The sequence below is a fragment of the Emticicia sp. CRIBPO genome, from assembly GCF_009905725.1.
GTDB lineage: Bacteria > Bacteroidota > Bacteroidia > Cytophagales > Spirosomataceae > Leadbetterella.
On sequence record NZ_JAAAKV010000006.1, the window covers coordinates 374,421 to 390,948 of the forward strand.

Consider the following 16,528-nt stretch of genomic DNA (forward strand, 5'->3'; position numbering starts at 1 on the left):
TAAACCGTGAATCTCCTGCATCAGGAATACCAGAGTTTCAAAAACGGCAGCCATTTTCTTCAAAAAAAATGGCTGTTGTTCCTGGTATTTTTGCTGGTATCCAAACCTCTTCTGGCTGCTGGTGAACCGGAAGCAGCGGAAGGTTTCTGGCTGCTGAACTTTTACGGCAGGCTTCATCCTTTGCTGGTGCATTTTCCGGTGAGTTTACTGATCATTGCTTTTGCCCTGGAAGTGATCGACTGGAGAAAGAAAACCAAAACTTATGCCAACGGCGTAAAAGCCCTGGTTTATACCGGTGCCGCCACTACAGCTCTGTCCGTTCTGGCAGGGTTACAACTCGTCACAGAAGGTGAATACTCCGGAGGGCTGGCAGAATTTCATAAATGGTCAGGCATCGCTTGTCTGGCTATCACTTTACTTACGGCCTGGGCTTTGTGGGTGCAAAAAACCAAATGGTTCAGAGGTTTACTGATCGCCACCGTTGTCAGTGTCATCATCGCCGGACATTACGGGGCCTCACTGACCCATGGAGAAGATTTCCTGACGGAAGTACTTCCTTTTGGCCAGGAGAAACCTGCAGAAAAGCGGGGAGACATAGCCTTTGTGGCCAACAGCGACGGTCAACCGCTTAATGAACAACAGGTGCAGGAACTGACCCTGGAGGTCAGAACCATCTTTGCCCACAGCTGCAACAATTGTCATGGCGAAGCCAAAAGCAAAGGAGGCCTGAGGCTCGACAAAAAAGAATTTATCATGGCCGGCGGCGAAGACGGCAAAGTGATCATCCCCGGAAAACCCGGCGACAGCGAACTTTACAGAAGAATAACCTTGCCGGAGGGTCACAAAGAACTGATGCCTACCAAAGGCAAGCATCTCAGCGACAAAGAAATAGCCATCATCGAATACTGGATCAAGCAAGGTGCCCCGTGGCCAACTGGTAATGAAAAGAGCATTTACCGGATCGCTGAAATGGCCCCGAGAATGCCCGTCATCCCGGCTGCTACCGCCCAGGCTACTGAACCGATCGACCGTTTTGTGAATGCTTATTTCAATAAAAAGAAAATCTCATGGAAACCGGTTGTTGATGATCGTACTTACCTCAGAAGGGTTTACCTGGACGTCATCGGCCTGCTGCCGCCACCTGAAAAAGTGGAAGCCTTTACCCATGATATGCGGCCGGACAAACGACTGATCGTGGTCCGTGAGCTGCTGAACCGCAAACATGATTACGCACAGCACTGGCTGAGTTTCTGGAATGATTTATTGAGAAATGACTACACAGGCACCGGGTACATCACCGGGGGGCGGTCCGACATTTCGAAATGGCTGTACACATCGCTGGTTAACAACAAGCCTTACAATACATTTATATCCGAACTGATCAGTCCCACGGAAGAATCCAGGGGGTTTATCAGGGGAATAGAATGGCGGGGAACGATCAACGCCAGCCAGAGAACTGAAATGCAGGCTGCCCAGAATGTTTCACAGATTGCTTTGGGGCTTAACCTGAAATGTGCTTCGTGTCACGACAGCTTTATCAGCGACTGGAAACTGGACGATGCCTATGCTTTTGCCAATATTTTTGCGGAAAAGCCGCTGGAGATTAACCGCTGCGACAAGCCGACCGGCAAGATGGCCTCCACCCGGATGCTTTTCAAGGACCTGGGGGAAATTGACCCGAAAGCCAATACACAGAAAAGACTGGAAATGCTGGCCAGATACCTCACCCAGCCTAAAGACGGCCGACTTTACCGGACGCTGGTTAACCGCGTCTGGGCACAGGTGATGGGCAGAGGGCTTGTAGAACCCGTCGACATGATGGACAACATGCCCTGGGACCAGGACCTGCTGGATTACCTGGCTTCAGATTTTGTAGCCAACGGCTCGGATATCAAAAGATTACTTGAAAAAATACTCACGTCCAATACCTATCAATTGCCTTCGGTAGGAGCCAAAGATGTGGCCCTGCTCACCCGCCAGGATTTTGTATTTGAAGGCATGGTCAGAAGAAGATTGACGGCCGAGCAGTTTTCAGACGCCGTGAGTTCGGTGTTTCAACCTGTTTATTCTGATTCTGCGATCGTCGTGAAATCATTGCCGGAAGATATTAAAAAGAACATTCCTTTTGTCAGGGCCTCTATCGTGAAAAACGACCAGTTCCTGACGGCATTGGGCAGACCTAACCGGGAGACCGTTTCGACGGGAAGATCTTCCCAGGCCAGTCTTTTACAGGCCCTTGAGCTTAGCAATGGCAAGCTCTTTAACGAGACCCTCAAAAAGGGTTCAAAAGCATGGAAACAGAAATATGCTGAACCGGAACAAATCGTTAAATTGCTTTATCAGAAGGCTTTAAACAGAAATCCTTTGCCGAAGGAAATGGCGGTAGCTCAGAAAGTACTAGGGGCCAGTCCGACGGAAGAAAGCATACAGGACCTGGTCTGGGCCATTACCTTGCATCCTGAATTTCAACTGATATTTTGATCAAAAAATGAGGCGAGTCTTATGAAATACACCTGGAACAGACGCGATTTCTTAAAGAAGACCAGTGCCGCCACCCTGGCAGCGATGGCCGCCAATGCCCCCGTAGCCAGTATGCTGAGCGGTTGCTCAACCGGTATCGGAAGTTCAGCTTCAGCAGATACCGTCATCCTGCTGTGGATGGCCGGAGGCATGGCCCATACAGAGACTTTTGATCCGAAAAGATATACGGCTTATGAAAAAGGAATGGAGGGTAACAGGGTTCTGAGTACTTTCAAACCCGTGCCTACTGTACTTGACGGCATTAACTTTTCCGCGGGACTGGAATCCATCGGAAAAATCATGGACAAAGGTACGCTGATCCGCTCTTATGTGGCGGCCGACATGGGCCACATCCTGCATTCGAGGCATCAGTACCACTGGCACACCTGCTATGAGCCCCCCCAAACCGTGGCCGCTCCTCATATAGGTTCCTGGATAGCGAAGCAACTGGGCCCAAAGAACCCGGTAATCCCTGCTTTTGTAGACATCGGGCAGCGTTTCACCGTGGGCGAAGCCGAAGAACTTAAGGCTTTTCATACTTCCGGATTCCTGGGCAATGCCTATGCCCCTTTCATGATCCCTGACCCGACCACCGGCCTCGACAGCGTCAGACCTCCTGTGGGCATGACGACCAAACGTTTTGAAGGACGCAATCAATTGTACAATGAACTGATCAAAAGCAGCCCTGTCGGAGAATTTGGTAGTGATTACCAGAAAGAATCACTCAAACAATCGATGGAGCAGGCTTACATGCTGCTTAATTCGCCCGAAGCCAAGGCTTTTGACCTCTCAACCGAACCCAAAGAAAGTTACAATATTTATAACACCGGCCGGTTTGGTCTGGGCTGTTTACTGGCCCGCAGGCTGACCGAGCAAGGAGCAAGATTTATCAGCGTCACCACCGAATATGAGCCCTTTATGGGATGGGATACCCACGAAAACGGCCATACCCGCCTCGAAAAAATGAAGAAGCTGATCGACGGACCCGTAGCCCAGCTCATCAAAGACCTTGACAAAAGTGGTCGTCTCGACAGGACCATGATCGTACTGGCCAGCGAATTCAGCCGGGATATGATGGTGGAGGGCCGTCCGGATGCCAAGGTACTGGAACAGGTTAACCAGCCCGATATCCTCAGCGACCTGAAGTTTTACGGTATGCATCGTCACTTTACAGACGGATGCTCCATGCTGATGTTTGGCGGGGGGGCTAAAAAAGGGTTTGTCTACGGTAAAACTGCCGACGAAAGGCCTTGTAAAACCATAGAAAAACCGATTAAGATAGACCAGATCCATCAGACCATTTACCATGCCCTGGGGATTCCACCGGATACACAATATGAAGTGGAAAAGCGGCCGTTTTACACCACCCCTGACGGGAAAGGCAAAGCAGAAAAAGAATTATTAGTTTAAAATATACATCCAAGACAGAATATTTAATGAAAATTACCAATGTAGAAGCCTTTTGGCTGAGATGTCCGATACCTAAAGAAAAACAACACTTTTCTGATTACGGACTTCTGACTGATTTTGACATGACACTGGTGGTCGTTACCACCGACTCAGGATTACAGGGTTTCGGTGAGGCCAAAGCCGCAGTAGGTTCTTCAGGCGTGTGTGCTTCGATCGTAACCTGTGTCGAAAAAGAAATTAAACCTTTGTTAGTGGGCAAAGACGCCCGTCATATCACCAGGATCTGGGAGCACGTTTACAACGGCACCCGTGATCATTACGCATTGAAAAGAGGCCGTAAATTCCCTATCCTGGGCAGAAGAGGGCTGACCATCTCCGCCATGAGTGGGGTAGATACCGCCCTCTGGGACCTGAAGGGCAAAGCCCTGGGAGTGCCGGTGGTAGAACTACTGGGCGGAGCCTGCCGCGATCAAATGGAAGCTTATGCCAGTGGTGGCTGGGCCGGTACAGAAAAGATCGGTGAGCAATTACTAGGTTATGTGTCCAAAGGTTTCAAAGGCGTTAAAATGCGTGTGGGTGTGATGGACGAAACCGTCGGCGAAAGTGTCAGAAGAGTAAAAGCCGCAAGGGAAGCTTTAGGCGAAAACATTAAACTAATGACCGATGCCCACGGAACCTTCAGTGTGCCGGAAGCCAAGCAATTCTGCAGAGGTGTGGAAGATTGTAATTTGTACTGGTTTGAAGAACCGATCTCTCCTGATAACAGACACGGCACGGCAGAAGTAAGGGCGTCAACAGCGATTCCGATTGCCGCAGGTGAAAGTGAGTACACCGCCTTTGATGTCCGTGACCTGATTGAGGTAAGAGCACTGGACGTCGTTCAGCCTGATTCTGCCATCATCGGCGGGATTACCGAATCGATGAGGGTGGCCCAGCTGGCTCATGCACATCAGCTTGAACTTGCCCCGCACTGCTGGGGTTCTGCGTTCTCATTCATGGCGGGGGTTAACGTGGCTTTTGCTGCTCCTGCAGCTACGGTTATCGAATTCTCGCTGGGTGGCAATCCGATGATGTATGATCTCGTTAAAGAGAAAATCGAAGCAGTCGATGGTATGATTTCAGCTCCGACAGCACCGGGATTAGGTCTGACGCCGAACTGGGATTTTGTAAATGAATTTAAACAGACAGTCTGAGCACTGACGAAACTTAAAATGTGAATAAGTCCGGGCCATCTCCCGGACATAAACCAATAAAAATATGGCAAAAGCAGTAAAAATCAACCACGTCACCCTGATCGTGGACAACCTTGAAAAAGCCTGTGAGTTTTATGAGTATGAACTGGGTCTTACTCCCCTTCCGGCTTTTGTATTCGATTACCCGACCGCCTTCTTCAAGTTCAATGAAGACCAGCAGCTGCACCTTTCGGAGTGGGATGATAAAGTGTCTTTCAGAGGTCATATCTGTGTGCAGGTAGATGATTTCAATGCTATTTTTCACCGCATGAAAGAACTCGGAGTGATCGACACCTCACCTTGGGGTAAAGTAAGACAACTGCCTGACGGAGCCATGCAGATGTTTGTACGCGACCCGTCCGGCAATCTTGTTGAGTTTTCATCTGTACCGGGAAGCGAAGTAGATCCGGCGATATTTGAAGATGAACTTTACCAGGAAGGATTATATGTTTCAGGAAGAAACGACTTCAGAGGCTACAAATCTGAGAATGCTACTTTGTATCATGGGTAAGGTATTCGTTTAGTTTTTTGTCTTATAGAAAACCATTGAGAATGCAGGCTTTAAAGACTGATCTATTAATGGTGAAAAAAACCGGGAATGAAAAAAAATGTGATCCTTCTGGAAACCATCGCTGATGAAGCCTTGGCTTTGCTGGAAGCAGAAAAAGAAAATATCCAGATTTTTACGGCTTACGGGTCTGTTCCGGTGGATCAGATCCTGGCTGAAAATCCCATTCACGCCGTCATCACGAGGGGTAAGGGTCAGGTCAATCCCAAGCTGATGGATGCCTGTCCTGATCTGGCTGTGGTGGCCCGCTGCGGTGTTGGATTAGACAATGTGGATGTGAAAGAGGCGACTTCAAGAAACATTAAGGTGGTTAACGCCCCCGGATCAAACTCCGGCACCATCGCCGAACATGCCCTGACCCTCATGCTGATGCTGCAACGAAATCTGTATGAATCGGCCCGGCAGGTTAAAGCAGGCAACTGGGAATGGAGAAACCAGTTTGAAGGCGACGAATTAAACGGCAAAACCCTGGGAATTCTCGGTATGGGTAACATCGGAAAAAGGGTAGCTAAAATAGCAGATGCCTTTGGGATGAATGTCGTTTACTGGGACAAATTTCAACCGGAAACGCCATACCAATATCTGCCGCTCGAGGAAGTCCTGAGTTCGTCAGATATCATCACCCTGCACCTGCCCTTACTGGAAGATACCAAAAACCTGATCGGCAGCGAAGAGTTGAAAAAGATGCAGAAACACGCCATCCTGATCAACACCGCCAGAGGTGGCCTGGTAGATCACGATGCTTTGCTGGAGGCTTTGAATAACAGCGAAATAGCAGGTTTCGGAGCAGATGTACTGGACGTGGAACCGCCATCCCCCGACAACCCCCTGACTGCTCATCCCAAGACCATCATTACGGCACACGTGGGTAGTCTGACCGCTACGACTTATAAAAACATGTGTGTATCTACTGTCAGTAACGTTTTGGCTATTTTATTCAATAAAAAGCCCCAGCCTGAGAGTATTTTTAACAGAAGAGAACTAAATTTGACAGAATAACAACCGAACACCTGAAATTAAACAAATATTCAACCTGAAGAATCAATGAATCAAATCTTTAAAACTGTTCTGGCCTTTTCAATGCTTCTGCTGATTGCGGCCTCTTACACCAAACTCAAGCGGACTGAACCGGCTGTCAGTCATACTGACAATCCCAAAACAGAGAAGCTTAAACTACAGCCAGGATTTGTGGCTGAGCACCTTTACAGCCCTTCAGAATCCATGCAGGGATCGTGGGTGGCCATGGCATTTGATGACAAAGGCAGAATGATCACTTCTGATCAGTACGGAGCTCTTTACCGCTTGAAAATCCCTGCAATTGGTTCAGGCACTGCCCCGGTTATTGAAAAACTAAAGATCGGTACTGCTACAGATACCTTAGGCATGGGCAATGCACAGGGCTTGCTGTATGCTTTCAACAGCTTATATGTGATGGTCAACAACAGGGCAAACCCTAAAGCTCCCCGTGGCAGCGGACTTTACCGCCTCCAGGATACCGACAATGACGATCAGTTTGACAAAGTTACTCTTCTGAAAGGCCTGACCGGTGAAGGGGAGCACGGACCTCACAGCGTGATCCTGTCTCCTGACAAAAAATCATTATATGTTGTAGCAGGTAACTTTACCCACCTTCCGGCTGTCAACTCTCATCGTCTTCCTCCTGTATGGCAGGATGATAACCTTTTGCCGATGATCAAAGACCCGCGTGGTCATGACAGGGATCCGATCCTTCCGGCAGGATGGATTGCCAATGTGGATTCAACTGGTACACACTGGGATATGGTAGCCGGTGGTTTCCGTAACCCGTATGACATCGCTTTCAACGAAAACGGTGACCTTTTTACTTATGACTCAGACATGGAGTGGGACTTCGGTTTACCATGGTACCGCCCGACCCGTATCTGCCATGTAACATCAGGTGCAGAGTTCGGTTGGAGAACAGGAACCGCCAAATGGTCTCCTACTTTTTCAGATAACCTTCCTGCTATCCTAAATATCGGCCAGGGATCCCCTACCAACCTGTTGCATTTAAAAGGAGCTAAATTTCCTTCCAAATATAAAGACGCTTTGTTAGCCTTCGACTGGAGTTTCGGAATCATGCACCTGGTGCACCTTAAATCTTCAGGAGCAAGTTACACGGCAGAAAGAGAAGAATTCCTTTCCGGTATGCCATTACCGTTAACAGACGGCACCATCGGGCCTGACGGAGCTTTGTATTTCCTTACCGGCGGCCGTCGTCTTCAGTCTGACCTTTACAGGGTGTATTATAATGGCACAGAAGATACAGGAAAACAAATAGCTGCTTCTGTAACCAAAGAAAATGAATTAAGAAGAAGCCTGGAGAAATTCCATGGTAAGGCTGATCCGGCTGCTGTAGCAGCTGCATGGCCTCAGCTGAAACACCCTGACCGCTTTATCAGGTACGCCGCCAGGATTGCTTTGGAGCACCAGCCGGTATCTGAGTGGAAAGACAAAGCCCTGACCGAAAAAGACCCTGTAACGGCCATCAATGCCCTGACAGGCCTGATCCGTCACAGTGCGGTAACTGAGAAAGCTACTTTGCTGAAAGCACTGACAGCGATTAATTTTAAAACGCTTTCTGAAACAGGCCAGACGGACTTGTTGAGAGCGTATGAATTGGTATTATTCAGAATGGGACAACCTGACGCGGCCCTGAAAGCCCAGATTGTAGCTGCTCTGAATCCTTCGTATCCTTCAGCCAATACTACGATCAACATGGCCCTGAGTAAGGTCCTTGTTTATATTGAAGCTCCCGGGGTAATTGCTAAAACATTGGTTCTACTTGACAAAAAAGATGCTGCAGGTGATATGGCCGGTGGCGAAACTGCCAAATCTTCTGCCGACCTGATCATGAGAAACCCTCAATATGGTCTTGATATTGCTAAAATGCTGGAGAAAATACCACCGGTACAGCAAACCTTTTACGCTACCTTGCTGAGCAATTCAAAAAGTGGCTGGACACCTGCCCTACAGGAAAAATACATGAAATGGTTTAATAAAGCCTTCACCTACAGAGGTGGTGTGAGTTATATCGGTTTCATTGACAAAGCCCGTAAAATGGCTTTGGCGAATGTGCCTGCTGACAAAAAGACGGCTTACGACAAACTTTCAGGTGGAGAATTACTGACCCAGTCAGGCAATGACCTGGTGCAGGCGGTTTATCCTAAAGGTCCTGGCAGAAACTGGTCAGTTAAAAATGCATCGGCCGTTATTGACAGTGGTCTGGTAAACAGGAACTTTGCACAGGGCAAAGCCATGTACAATGCCATTACCTGTTCCAGATGTCACAGCATTGCGGGAGAAGGCGGAAACATTGGTCCTGATCTGACCCAGCTGTCAACCCGTTTCTCATCCAAAGATATCCTTGAAGCGATCATCGAACCAGACAAAGCCATCTCCGATCAATATGCAGCCACCCAGTTCGTTTTAAAGAACGGAGAGACCGTAGTTGGTCGTCTGACCAACGAAGACAAGGAGGCCTATTATATTTCTCAGAACCCGTTTGCTCCTGACATGGTGTTGAAGGTGTTGAAAAAGAATGTGGTTTCAACCAAGTATTCATCTGTTTCGGTGATGTTACCTGGTCTGATCAACAGCCTTAGTCCGGAAGAATTAAAAGACCTGATGGCTTTCCTTACCTCAGGAGGGAATCAGAAACATCAGATGTTTACAGCCAAAGTCCAAAAGTAACTCATGAAATCAAACATAAGGAAATCGCTCTTTTTTTGCCTGGCTCTTTTGTTGTCGTTCTCGGCAATGGCACAGGCTCCGATCAAGGTATTGCTCATTGATGGTCAGAACAACCACGGCAACTGGCCGGAAACGACCATCATGATGAAAAAATACCTGGAAGAAACCGGGCTTTTTAAAGTTACCGTGGCCACTACTCCACCGAAAGGCGGCAATATGGCTACTTTCAAACCGGTCTTTTCCAATTATGATGCGGTGGTATCTAACTATAACGGAGAGCCCTGGCCGGTGGAAACACAGAAGGCATTTGAAAAATTTGTGCAGAACGGCGGAGGCTTTGTTTCTGTACATGCCGCCGACAATGCTTTCCCGCAATGGAAAGCCTACAACCAGATGATCGGCATCGGAGGCTGGGAAGGTCGTGATGAAAAATCAGGCCCTTACCTGTACTATAATGAACAAAACGGAGAATTTGTAAAAGACACCAGCCCGGGCAGAGGAGGAAGTCATGGTGATCAGCATCAGTTCCTGGTGAAAGCCAGAGACCCTAATCACCCGATCACCAAAGGACTGCCTGAAAGCTGGATGCATGAAAATGACGAGCTGTATGATAGGCTCAGAGGACCGGGGGCATTGACCCTTGAAGTGCTCGCCACGTCCTACAGTCAGACGGAGAAAAGAGGATCCGGCAGACATGAGCCTGTATTGATGGTTACCAAATATGGCAAGGGCCGTATTTTCCATACCACGCTCGGACATGGCAATGATTCGCAAAAGTGTGTCGGCTTTATTACAACACTTCAGAGAGGCACGGAATGGGTTGCGAAAGGAGAAGTGACCCAGAAGGTACCGGAAGACTTTCCAAACGCCGAAAAAGCAAGCATCAGACCTTAAGAGATATTATATAAAAACATATTCAATCAAATATTAATCATGAAATCAAACTCATCGCGTCGTTCAGCCCTGAAAAGCATCCTGGGCACTGCTGCGGTAGTATCATCTCCGATGATATCACTGACAGAAGCTTTTGCGGCTTCAGAAAAAGCCCTTGGTGCTGACCTTAATGGTAAAATCAACCATTCTGTAGCCAGATGGTGCTACAGCAAAATCCCTTTGGAAGACCTTTGTGTGGAGGCTAAAAAAATGGGTATCAAATCAGTGGAACTTCAGGGACCGGACGAATGGCCGATCCTTCAGAAACACGGTCTTACCTGTGCTATGCCATGGGGTGCCGGACTGGGTATCGAAAAAGGCTTTAATGATCCAGCTTTGCATAATGAGCTGATTGCGAGTTTTGAAACTATATTTCCTAAACTGAAAGCTGCCGGACTTGACAAAGTGATTTGTTTCTCAGGCAACAGAAGAGGAATGAGCGACGAGCAGGGCATTGAAAACTGTGCCATAGCTCTTAAAAAACTGATGCCGTCTGCCGAAAAACACGGTGTAACCATGGTGATGGAGTTGCTCAACAGCAAAGTCAATCACAAAGATTACATGTGTGACTTAACCAAATGGGGAGTTGCCCTTTGTGATAAAGTAGGTTCTGAGCGTTTCAAACTGCTTTATGACATCTATCACATGCAGATCATGGAAGGTGACGTAATCGCTACCATTAAGAAATACCATCCTTACTTCGGACACTATCACACCGGAGGTGTGCCGGGCCGGGCCGAAATTGATGAGACACAGGAGCTGAATTACCCTGCCATCATGAAAGCCATCGTGGATACAGGATACAAAGGATATGTAGGACAGGAATTCATTCCTAAACGTGACCCTCTTGCTTCTCTTTCACAGGCTGTCAAGATTTGTGACATCGCATAAAAACAAAAAGGCCGGAATTACTTCCGGCCTTTTTGATATATCTTCGGCTTATCCCTGGTAAATTTCGTCCATGCGTTGTTTTAAAGCCAGCCTTTCTTTCAGCTCTTTCTTTCCTGTACGGTACCACATGTAAATCAATCCCGCCACAAGTAAATACGGCGTAGAAAGAAGATACAGAATCCCGAAATTGATCCCGGTACCGATCACTCCTCTTCCCTCGCTTAAGTTACTGCCGACAGTAGCCCGGCACATGGCACACTGAGCCCATGAAGGTGAGGCTGAAACCAGAAGTAAAATAACGAAAAGTACAATGCTCTTTTTCATAAGTATATCAGGTATAATAAGGAGAAATCATCAGGTAAGCAATCACCCCGGTAACAGAAACATACAACCAGATCGGATACGCTATTTTAGTGATCTTCCTGTGTTCTTCATAACGCCCGGTAAAACCAAAATAATAAGCCCTCAACACAAAAGGTAAAACGATGAGAGAAGCCAGAATGTGCGAAATCAGGTTAAAATAATAGAAATACCTGATGGCTCCCTCTCCTCCATATGGAGTAGCCTGGTTTGACAAGTGATAAATCACATAAAAAACCAGGAACAAAGCTCCGAGTGAAAACGCAGCGGTCATTGCTTTTCTGTGGGCTTCAATATTTTTGCTTTTGATAAACCACAGTCCGACCAGCAAAAAAACAGCAGTAGCGGAGTTTATGATCGCATTGATCAAAGGAAGCGTTTTAGTCCATGCTCCCAGGTCAAATTTCATCCTGATGCCCAGTAAAAGAGCTACCACCACAGGAATAACAACTGAAATGATATTGATCAGTCGTAATGATGATTTTTTCTCTGTAATATCCATTCTAAAAAATTATTTTTGTTTTTTCTGATGATCCAGCAGCACTTTGATTTCTACAATAAGCCTGTTGATCTCATCTTTATCAGTTCCTTCATAAATCCCCCTGAAATACCCCCCCCCATCTATCAATAATAACTTATCAGAGTGAATAAAGGTTTCGTCAATTGATTCAATTCCTTTATCATATTCAGAAGCATCTGCAGTGGGTAATTTAAATCCTTTAATGGCCAGGTTATAGATATAACCCTTATCTCCCGTCAGAAAATACCATTTGTCCTTTAAAGCTCCGTACTTCGAACTGTACGCCTTAAGCACTTCAGAACTGTCATGGGCCGGATCCACAGTAATACTCACCAGTTTCAGTAAATCTTCGTGTTTGAAATTTTCCTGAACCCTCGAAAGGTTGGTATTCACCGGAGGGCAGATCGTCCCGCAACGGGAGAAAAAGAAACTGGTTACAAAGATCTTCCCTTTCAGTTCTTCTGAGTTCAGCGTATCTCCGTTCTGGCTGACCAACTGAAAAGCAGGAGCCTGGTTAAATACCGTATCGCCCTTTACTATCTTTACCTCATCCCGTTCATTGATCACAGGGAAGTAGTAAGGTAAGTCAAAGTTATTTTTACCAAAAAGCTTTAAGAAAATAAACACCAAAGCTGGAATTACCAGTATCACTACCAGAATTCCAGCCTTTAAAAAATTACTTTTCATATATTAAACACTACCAATATAACCACCTTCTACGATCAGGGCTACCAATAACCAAACCACAAAAAGGCTCGGCAGAATAATAGTCCAGATCAGGGATTTAACCTCTCCTTTTAAGTGCATAAAGGTCCCTACAATAAAATAGGCCTTTACAATGGTCATAATGATAAATATAATGATCTTAGTCCATTTGAATCTGTCAGTATCAAGACCGAAAGCGATAACGAATTCTATCGCAGTCAATACCAGCAAAATCCAGAATACTTTCCACAACTCCTTGGTTTGTGGCTTTAATTTTTCTCCTTCGTGAGTAGTACTATGATTTCCCATTTTTCTTAATTTTTTTAGAATGAACGATTACACCAAATAGAAGAAGGTAAATACGAATACCCACACCAAATCTACAAAGTGCCAGTATAATCCGACTTTCTCAATCATTTCATAATGACCTCTTCTTTCGTAAACGCCGTTCGAAGCGTTATAAAAAATCAGGATATTAAGCACAACTCCTGAAAATACGTGAGTGCCGTGAAAACCTGTGATGAAGAAAAAGAAGTCGGCAAAGGCAGCAGGGCCGTACTCATTGGTCACCAGGTTGGCACCAAAAACTTTAGCTCCGTTAGCAAGCGTCAGACCTTCTTCCGATCCATGTATAAAGTGTGACCATTCCCATGCCTGAGAACCCAGGAAGGTAAAACCACCAAGAATAGTCCATAACATCCATTTTTCAACATCTGCCTTGTCTCTTCTATGTCCTGCCTCAACAGCCAATACCATGGTAACTGAACTGAAGATGAGGATAAAGGTCATGATACCCACAAAAACAAGAGGAAGGCTTATACCGTGAAGGAAAGGAACAGCTTCAAAAACTTTCTCAGGTACCGGCCACCAATCATGTGATAGTTCGAAAGTTTTATGAGTCATTTCAGGATTGATATCCTTGAAACTCGGAAAACTGAAACGAACCAACCCGTAAGAAATCAAGAGAGCCGAAAAGGTAAAGGTATCTGAGAGTAGGAAAATCCACATCATCAATTTACCATACCCAATTTTCATTGGTTGGGTACCACCTTCCCAAATCAAGTGTTCCGGGGTTGCTGAAGTTTTTGAAACAGCCATAGAATTACTTTGTTAAAATTACTTGGCAAATTTAAAAAATGATTTTGTATTTGCCCTAAGTTTAATTGTTTGGTTAAAAAAATTATCTGAAATATAATAAAAACACGAACAGGTACACCCAAAGGATATCCAGAAAATGCCAGTAAGTGGCACACACCTCAATCTGGATAAGGTTTTTGGAATGAATGTTCATTTTCATCGCCGAAATAAACGCAAAGAACAATACCGCCAGGCCTGTCACCAGGTGAGCTCCGTGTAAACCGGTAAAGATGTAATAAAAAGATCCCGAAGGGTTCCCTTTAAGATAAATCCCGGCTTTCTGAAGGTCCTGCCATCCCAGGTATTGCATCACCAGGAATATAACCCCGGTAGCAAAAGCCAGGGAGATAAAAATCTTCAGTTTACCAAACTCGTCCTTTTTAACTGCCAGGTAAGCCATATGCATAAACACACTGCTGAATATCAGCACTACCGTACTGTACCAGAAAATAACCGGGATATCAAACTCCGTCCAGTTACCCTCAGCCCTTCTTACCAGGTAAGCACTCGTTTGTGAAGCGAAAAGCATCACAATCGTGATGATAAATAACCAGATAATAAACTTCCATTTATTAACGGTCAATATCTGCTTAGGTTCTTCTTTAATATCTATACTCTTAGCCATCATTAAATTTTATCCATTAAATATGCAATCTGCACCACAGGCAGATAAATAAACGACCCGAACATCAGCTGTAACGCTGATTTGTGGTCCACTCTTTTCATCAGAAGAAAAGTCTGAGCCAGGAACAGAATCCCGAACACCATCGCAATCACCGCAGAATTAATCCCCGTCATTCCCAGGTAATAAGGTACCCAGCACAAAGGCAGCAAATAAAGGGTATAAACCATGATTTGTATCGCAGAATTGATATCTCTTCCACCTTTTGACGGAAGCAATCTGAAGCCTGCTTTACGATAATCGTCATCCAAAACCCAGGCAATAGCCCAGAAGTGAGGAAATTGCCAAAAGAACTGAATCGCAAACAGAATACCCGGTTCCAGTCCGAAGTGCCCTGAAGCAGCTACCCAACCGATCATCGGAGGAAAAGCTCCCGGAAGTGCACCCACAGCCACAGCCACCGGCCCTACCCTTTTAAGCGGGGTATAAACAAAACCATATAAGATCAGAGACAAAGCCGCTAAAGCCGTTGCCTTCGCATTAAACTCAAAATACAAAATAGCAAAAGCGATCATCGAAATCACGAAGCCGAATATCTTAGCTTCCTGAACACTTATCCGGCCGGAAGGCAAAGGCCTCTCTTTTGTACGGTTCATCATCACATCAAGATCTTTCTCAATGATCTGATTGATAACATTAGCACCTGCAGTCGTAAAAAATGAAGCAAGAGCGAAAAGCAACATTTTACCGACATTCAGATGATCAGAAGCCAGGGCATAACCAATACAAGCCGAAAACACCACCGTAGCAGACAAACGGAACTTAGTCAGGTCATAAAAGGCCTTCAGCTTAGCTCCCAACGATATTTTAATTGTATTCTCCACCATCTTACTTTTTCCCTTCATTCAATCCCCAGTAAACCAGTCCGGGATTGAGCATCATATACAATACAAATTGAATTCCTAAAATTAAAACCGACAACAAAAGGTGTACCGGCTGAAAAACGGGTGGAATTCCGAAAATTCCCATCAAAGCCCCGGTCAAAATACTCACTGAAACCACAATGACCAGTCCTAAACCCCAGTTTCTTATTCCTTTTTCATTAAACAGCCTGCCCAGTTTCCTGTTAAAAATCAGCGTTACCAAAAGGATCAGGGCTGAAAGGAAAGCATGATAAAAAATCTTGCCGCCTAAAGTACCGATCCAGCTGTCCCTGTTTTCATCGCCAAGCAGTTTTTGTGCCAAATCAACCCCTTCTCTCAACTGGGTTCCAAAAACAATCTGTGCGATCATCAGGAATACACCAATAACAAGTAAAAAATTGACAGGTCTGCTGTGAGAAAAATGCTGATGTCTTGAATCAACAGAAAAGGATCTGAACACAACGTATATCAAAAGCAAAACAATCACTATCGATACGAGCATATGAATGGTTATCATTCCCGGATGCAATTCTGAGGAAACGACCTTAGCTCCCAACCACCCTTCGAAACCTACAAGTAAGAATGAGAGAAAGGATAATCCTACGATCAGCTTATCACTTTTCCGGAATGCGATGAATGATATGACGAAGGTGATGAATATAAAGAAACCTATTAAAACACCTACCAGTCTGTTCACATATTCAATCCAGGTTTTGACAGGATTAAATATCACCTCACCTTTTAATTTTTCTCCGAAAACCTCTTTATAATTGACAGGCAACTGATCAACAGAAGTGGGTGGCACCCATGATCCGAAACACTTCGGCCAGTCAGGACAACCCATCCCTGAACCCGACGCCCGGACAACTCCCCCAACCAATATCAGTACATAAACCGATACAATTGTCAAAATGCCAAATCTTCTGAATAAACTTACCACATCAATAAAAAAGTACAATGTAAAAGAGATACAAATCTCAATTACATTGTACTCTT

Annotated in this window: 16 protein-coding genes; 8 read left to right on the forward strand and 8 right to left on the reverse strand. The window is 45.7% G+C overall.

Translation table 11 applies throughout. The features are described from left to right. The first annotated feature begins 111 nt into the window (after positions 1-111). From GVN16_RS14755 to GVN16_RS14790, 8 genes are all read left to right on the forward strand, one after another. A complete protein-coding gene (locus tag GVN16_RS14755) occupies positions 112-2,481 on the forward strand; it encodes a DUF1549 domain-containing protein (protein ID WP_205748878.1) in 2,370 nt (789 codons plus the stop codon). 21 nt (positions 2,482-2,502) lie between these two features. Continuing rightward, positions 2,503-3,930 carry a DUF1501 domain-containing protein gene (locus GVN16_RS14760; protein WP_166564665.1) on the forward strand — a complete coding sequence of 476 codons (1,428 nt, stop codon included), beginning with the start codon at positions 2,503-2,505 and terminating at the stop codon, positions 3,928-3,930. Between the two features lie 26 nt (positions 3,931-3,956). Next, positions 3,957-5,123, forward strand: coding sequence for a mandelate racemase/muconate lactonizing enzyme family protein (locus tag GVN16_RS14765; protein WP_166564666.1), 1,167 nt, complete (start codon positions 3,957-3,959; stop codon positions 5,121-5,123). A 64-nt stretch (positions 5,124-5,187) separates the two neighbouring features. Beyond that, positions 5,188-5,673, forward strand: a complete 486-nt coding sequence (locus GVN16_RS14770; RefSeq protein WP_166564667.1) for a VOC family protein — start codon at positions 5,188-5,190, stop codon at positions 5,671-5,673. Positions 5,674-5,760: 87 nt separating this feature from the next. Continuing rightward, positions 5,761-6,729: a 2-hydroxyacid dehydrogenase gene (locus GVN16_RS14775; RefSeq protein ID WP_166564668.1), complete on the forward strand. Its 969-nt coding sequence runs from the start codon at positions 5,761-5,763 to the stop codon at positions 6,727-6,729. Between the two features lie 45 nt (positions 6,730-6,774). After that, the gene (locus tag GVN16_RS14780) at positions 6,775-9,441 is read left to right on the forward strand and encodes a c-type cytochrome (protein ID WP_166564669.1); all 2,667 of its coding nucleotides are present in this window, start codon (positions 6,775-6,777) and stop codon (positions 9,439-9,441) included. Between the two features lie 3 nt (positions 9,442-9,444). After that, positions 9,445-10,335 carry a ThuA domain-containing protein gene (locus GVN16_RS14785; protein ID WP_166564670.1) on the forward strand — a complete coding sequence of 297 codons (891 nt, stop codon included), beginning with the start codon at positions 9,445-9,447 and terminating at the stop codon, positions 10,333-10,335. Positions 10,336-10,374: 39 nt separating this feature from the next. Next, positions 10,375-11,265, forward strand: a complete 891-nt coding sequence (locus GVN16_RS14790) for a hydroxypyruvate isomerase family protein (protein WP_166564671.1) — start codon at positions 10,375-10,377, stop codon at positions 11,263-11,265. A gap of 48 nt (positions 11,266-11,313) precedes the next feature. Here GVN16_RS14790 and GVN16_RS14795 read toward each other — a convergent pair whose 3' ends face one another. From GVN16_RS14795 to GVN16_RS14830, 8 genes are all read right to left on the reverse strand, one after another. Continuing rightward, positions 11,314-11,589, reverse strand: a complete 276-nt coding sequence (locus GVN16_RS14795) for a hypothetical protein (RefSeq protein ID WP_166564672.1) — start codon at positions 11,587-11,589, stop codon at positions 11,314-11,316. Between the two features lie 7 nt (positions 11,590-11,596). Next, positions 11,597-12,127, reverse strand: coding sequence for a DUF420 domain-containing protein (locus GVN16_RS14800; RefSeq protein WP_166564673.1), 531 nt, complete (start codon positions 12,125-12,127; stop codon positions 11,597-11,599). A gap of 9 nt (positions 12,128-12,136) precedes the next feature. Then, a complete protein-coding gene (locus tag GVN16_RS14805) occupies positions 12,137-12,832 on the reverse strand; it encodes an SCO family protein (protein ID WP_166564674.1) in 696 nt (231 codons plus the stop codon). 3 nt (positions 12,833-12,835) lie between these two features. After that, positions 12,836-13,159, reverse strand: coding sequence for a cytochrome C oxidase subunit IV family protein (locus GVN16_RS14810; protein ID WP_166564675.1), 324 nt, complete (start codon positions 13,157-13,159; stop codon positions 12,836-12,838). A gap of 27 nt (positions 13,160-13,186) precedes the next feature. Beyond that, positions 13,187-13,948: a cytochrome c oxidase subunit 3 gene (locus GVN16_RS14815; protein ID WP_166564676.1), complete on the reverse strand. Its 762-nt coding sequence runs from the start codon at positions 13,946-13,948 to the stop codon at positions 13,187-13,189. A gap of 82 nt (positions 13,949-14,030) precedes the next feature. Then, positions 14,031-14,615 carry a heme-copper oxidase subunit III gene (locus tag GVN16_RS14820; RefSeq protein WP_409013171.1) on the reverse strand — a complete coding sequence of 195 codons (585 nt, stop codon included), beginning with the start codon at positions 14,613-14,615 and terminating at the stop codon, positions 14,031-14,033. Beyond that, positions 14,615-15,514, reverse strand: coding sequence for a heme o synthase (gene cyoE / locus GVN16_RS14825; RefSeq protein WP_229244186.1), 900 nt, complete (start codon positions 15,512-15,514; stop codon positions 14,615-14,617). The genes GVN16_RS14820 and cyoE overlap by 1 nt, the downstream gene beginning before the upstream one ends. Then, positions 15,498-16,442 carry a heme A synthase gene (locus tag GVN16_RS14830; RefSeq protein ID WP_229244188.1) on the reverse strand — a complete coding sequence of 315 codons (945 nt, stop codon included), beginning with the start codon at positions 16,440-16,442 and terminating at the stop codon, positions 15,498-15,500. The genes cyoE and GVN16_RS14830 overlap by 17 nt, the downstream gene beginning before the upstream one ends. Between the last annotated feature and the right edge of the window lie 86 nt (positions 16,443-16,528).

What these genes read in the sequence shown, in the direction of transcription:
- GVN16_RS14760 (WP_166564665.1), top strand. Translation starts at nt 2,503, where the DNA reads ATGAAATACACCTGGAACAGACGCGATTTCTTAAAGAAGACCAGTGCC.
- GVN16_RS14765 (WP_166564666.1), top strand. Translation starts at nt 3,957, where the DNA reads ATGAAAATTACCAATGTAGAAGCCTTTTGGCTGAGATGTCCGATACCT.
- GVN16_RS14770 (WP_166564667.1), top strand. Translation starts at nt 5,188, where the DNA reads ATGGCAAAAGCAGTAAAAATCAACCACGTCACCCTGATCGTGGACAAC.
- GVN16_RS14775 (WP_166564668.1), top strand. Translation starts at nt 5,761, where the DNA reads ATGAAAAAAAATGTGATCCTTCTGGAAACCATCGCTGATGAAGCCTTG.
- GVN16_RS14780 (WP_166564669.1), top strand. Translation starts at nt 6,775, where the DNA reads ATGAATCAAATCTTTAAAACTGTTCTGGCCTTTTCAATGCTTCTGCTG.
- GVN16_RS14785 (WP_166564670.1), top strand. Translation starts at nt 9,445, where the DNA reads ATGAAATCAAACATAAGGAAATCGCTCTTTTTTTGCCTGGCTCTTTTG.
- GVN16_RS14790 (WP_166564671.1), top strand. Translation starts at nt 10,375, where the DNA reads ATGAAATCAAACTCATCGCGTCGTTCAGCCCTGAAAAGCATCCTGGGC.
- GVN16_RS14795 (WP_166564672.1), bottom strand. Translation starts at nt 11,589, where the DNA reads ATGAAAAAGAGCATTGTACTTTTCGTTATTTTACTTCTGGTTTCAGCC.
- GVN16_RS14800 (WP_166564673.1), bottom strand. Translation starts at nt 12,127, where the DNA reads ATGGATATTACAGAGAAAAAATCATCATTACGACTGATCAATATCATT.
- GVN16_RS14805 (WP_166564674.1), bottom strand. Translation starts at nt 12,832, where the DNA reads ATGAAAAGTAATTTTTTAAAGGCTGGAATTCTGGTAGTGATACTGGTA.
- GVN16_RS14810 (WP_166564675.1), bottom strand. Translation starts at nt 13,159, where the DNA reads ATGGGAAATCATAGTACTACTCACGAAGGAGAAAAATTAAAGCCACAA.
- GVN16_RS14815 (WP_166564676.1), bottom strand. Translation starts at nt 13,948, where the DNA reads ATGGCTGTTTCAAAAACTTCAGCAACCCCGGAACACTTGATTTGGGAA.
- GVN16_RS14820 (WP_409013171.1), bottom strand. Translation starts at nt 14,615, where the DNA reads ATGATGGCTAAGAGTATAGATATTAAAGAAGAACCTAAGCAGATATTG.
- cyoE (WP_229244186.1), bottom strand. Translation starts at nt 15,514, where the DNA reads ATGAAGGGAAAAAGTAAGATGGTGGAGAATACAATTAAAATATCGTTG.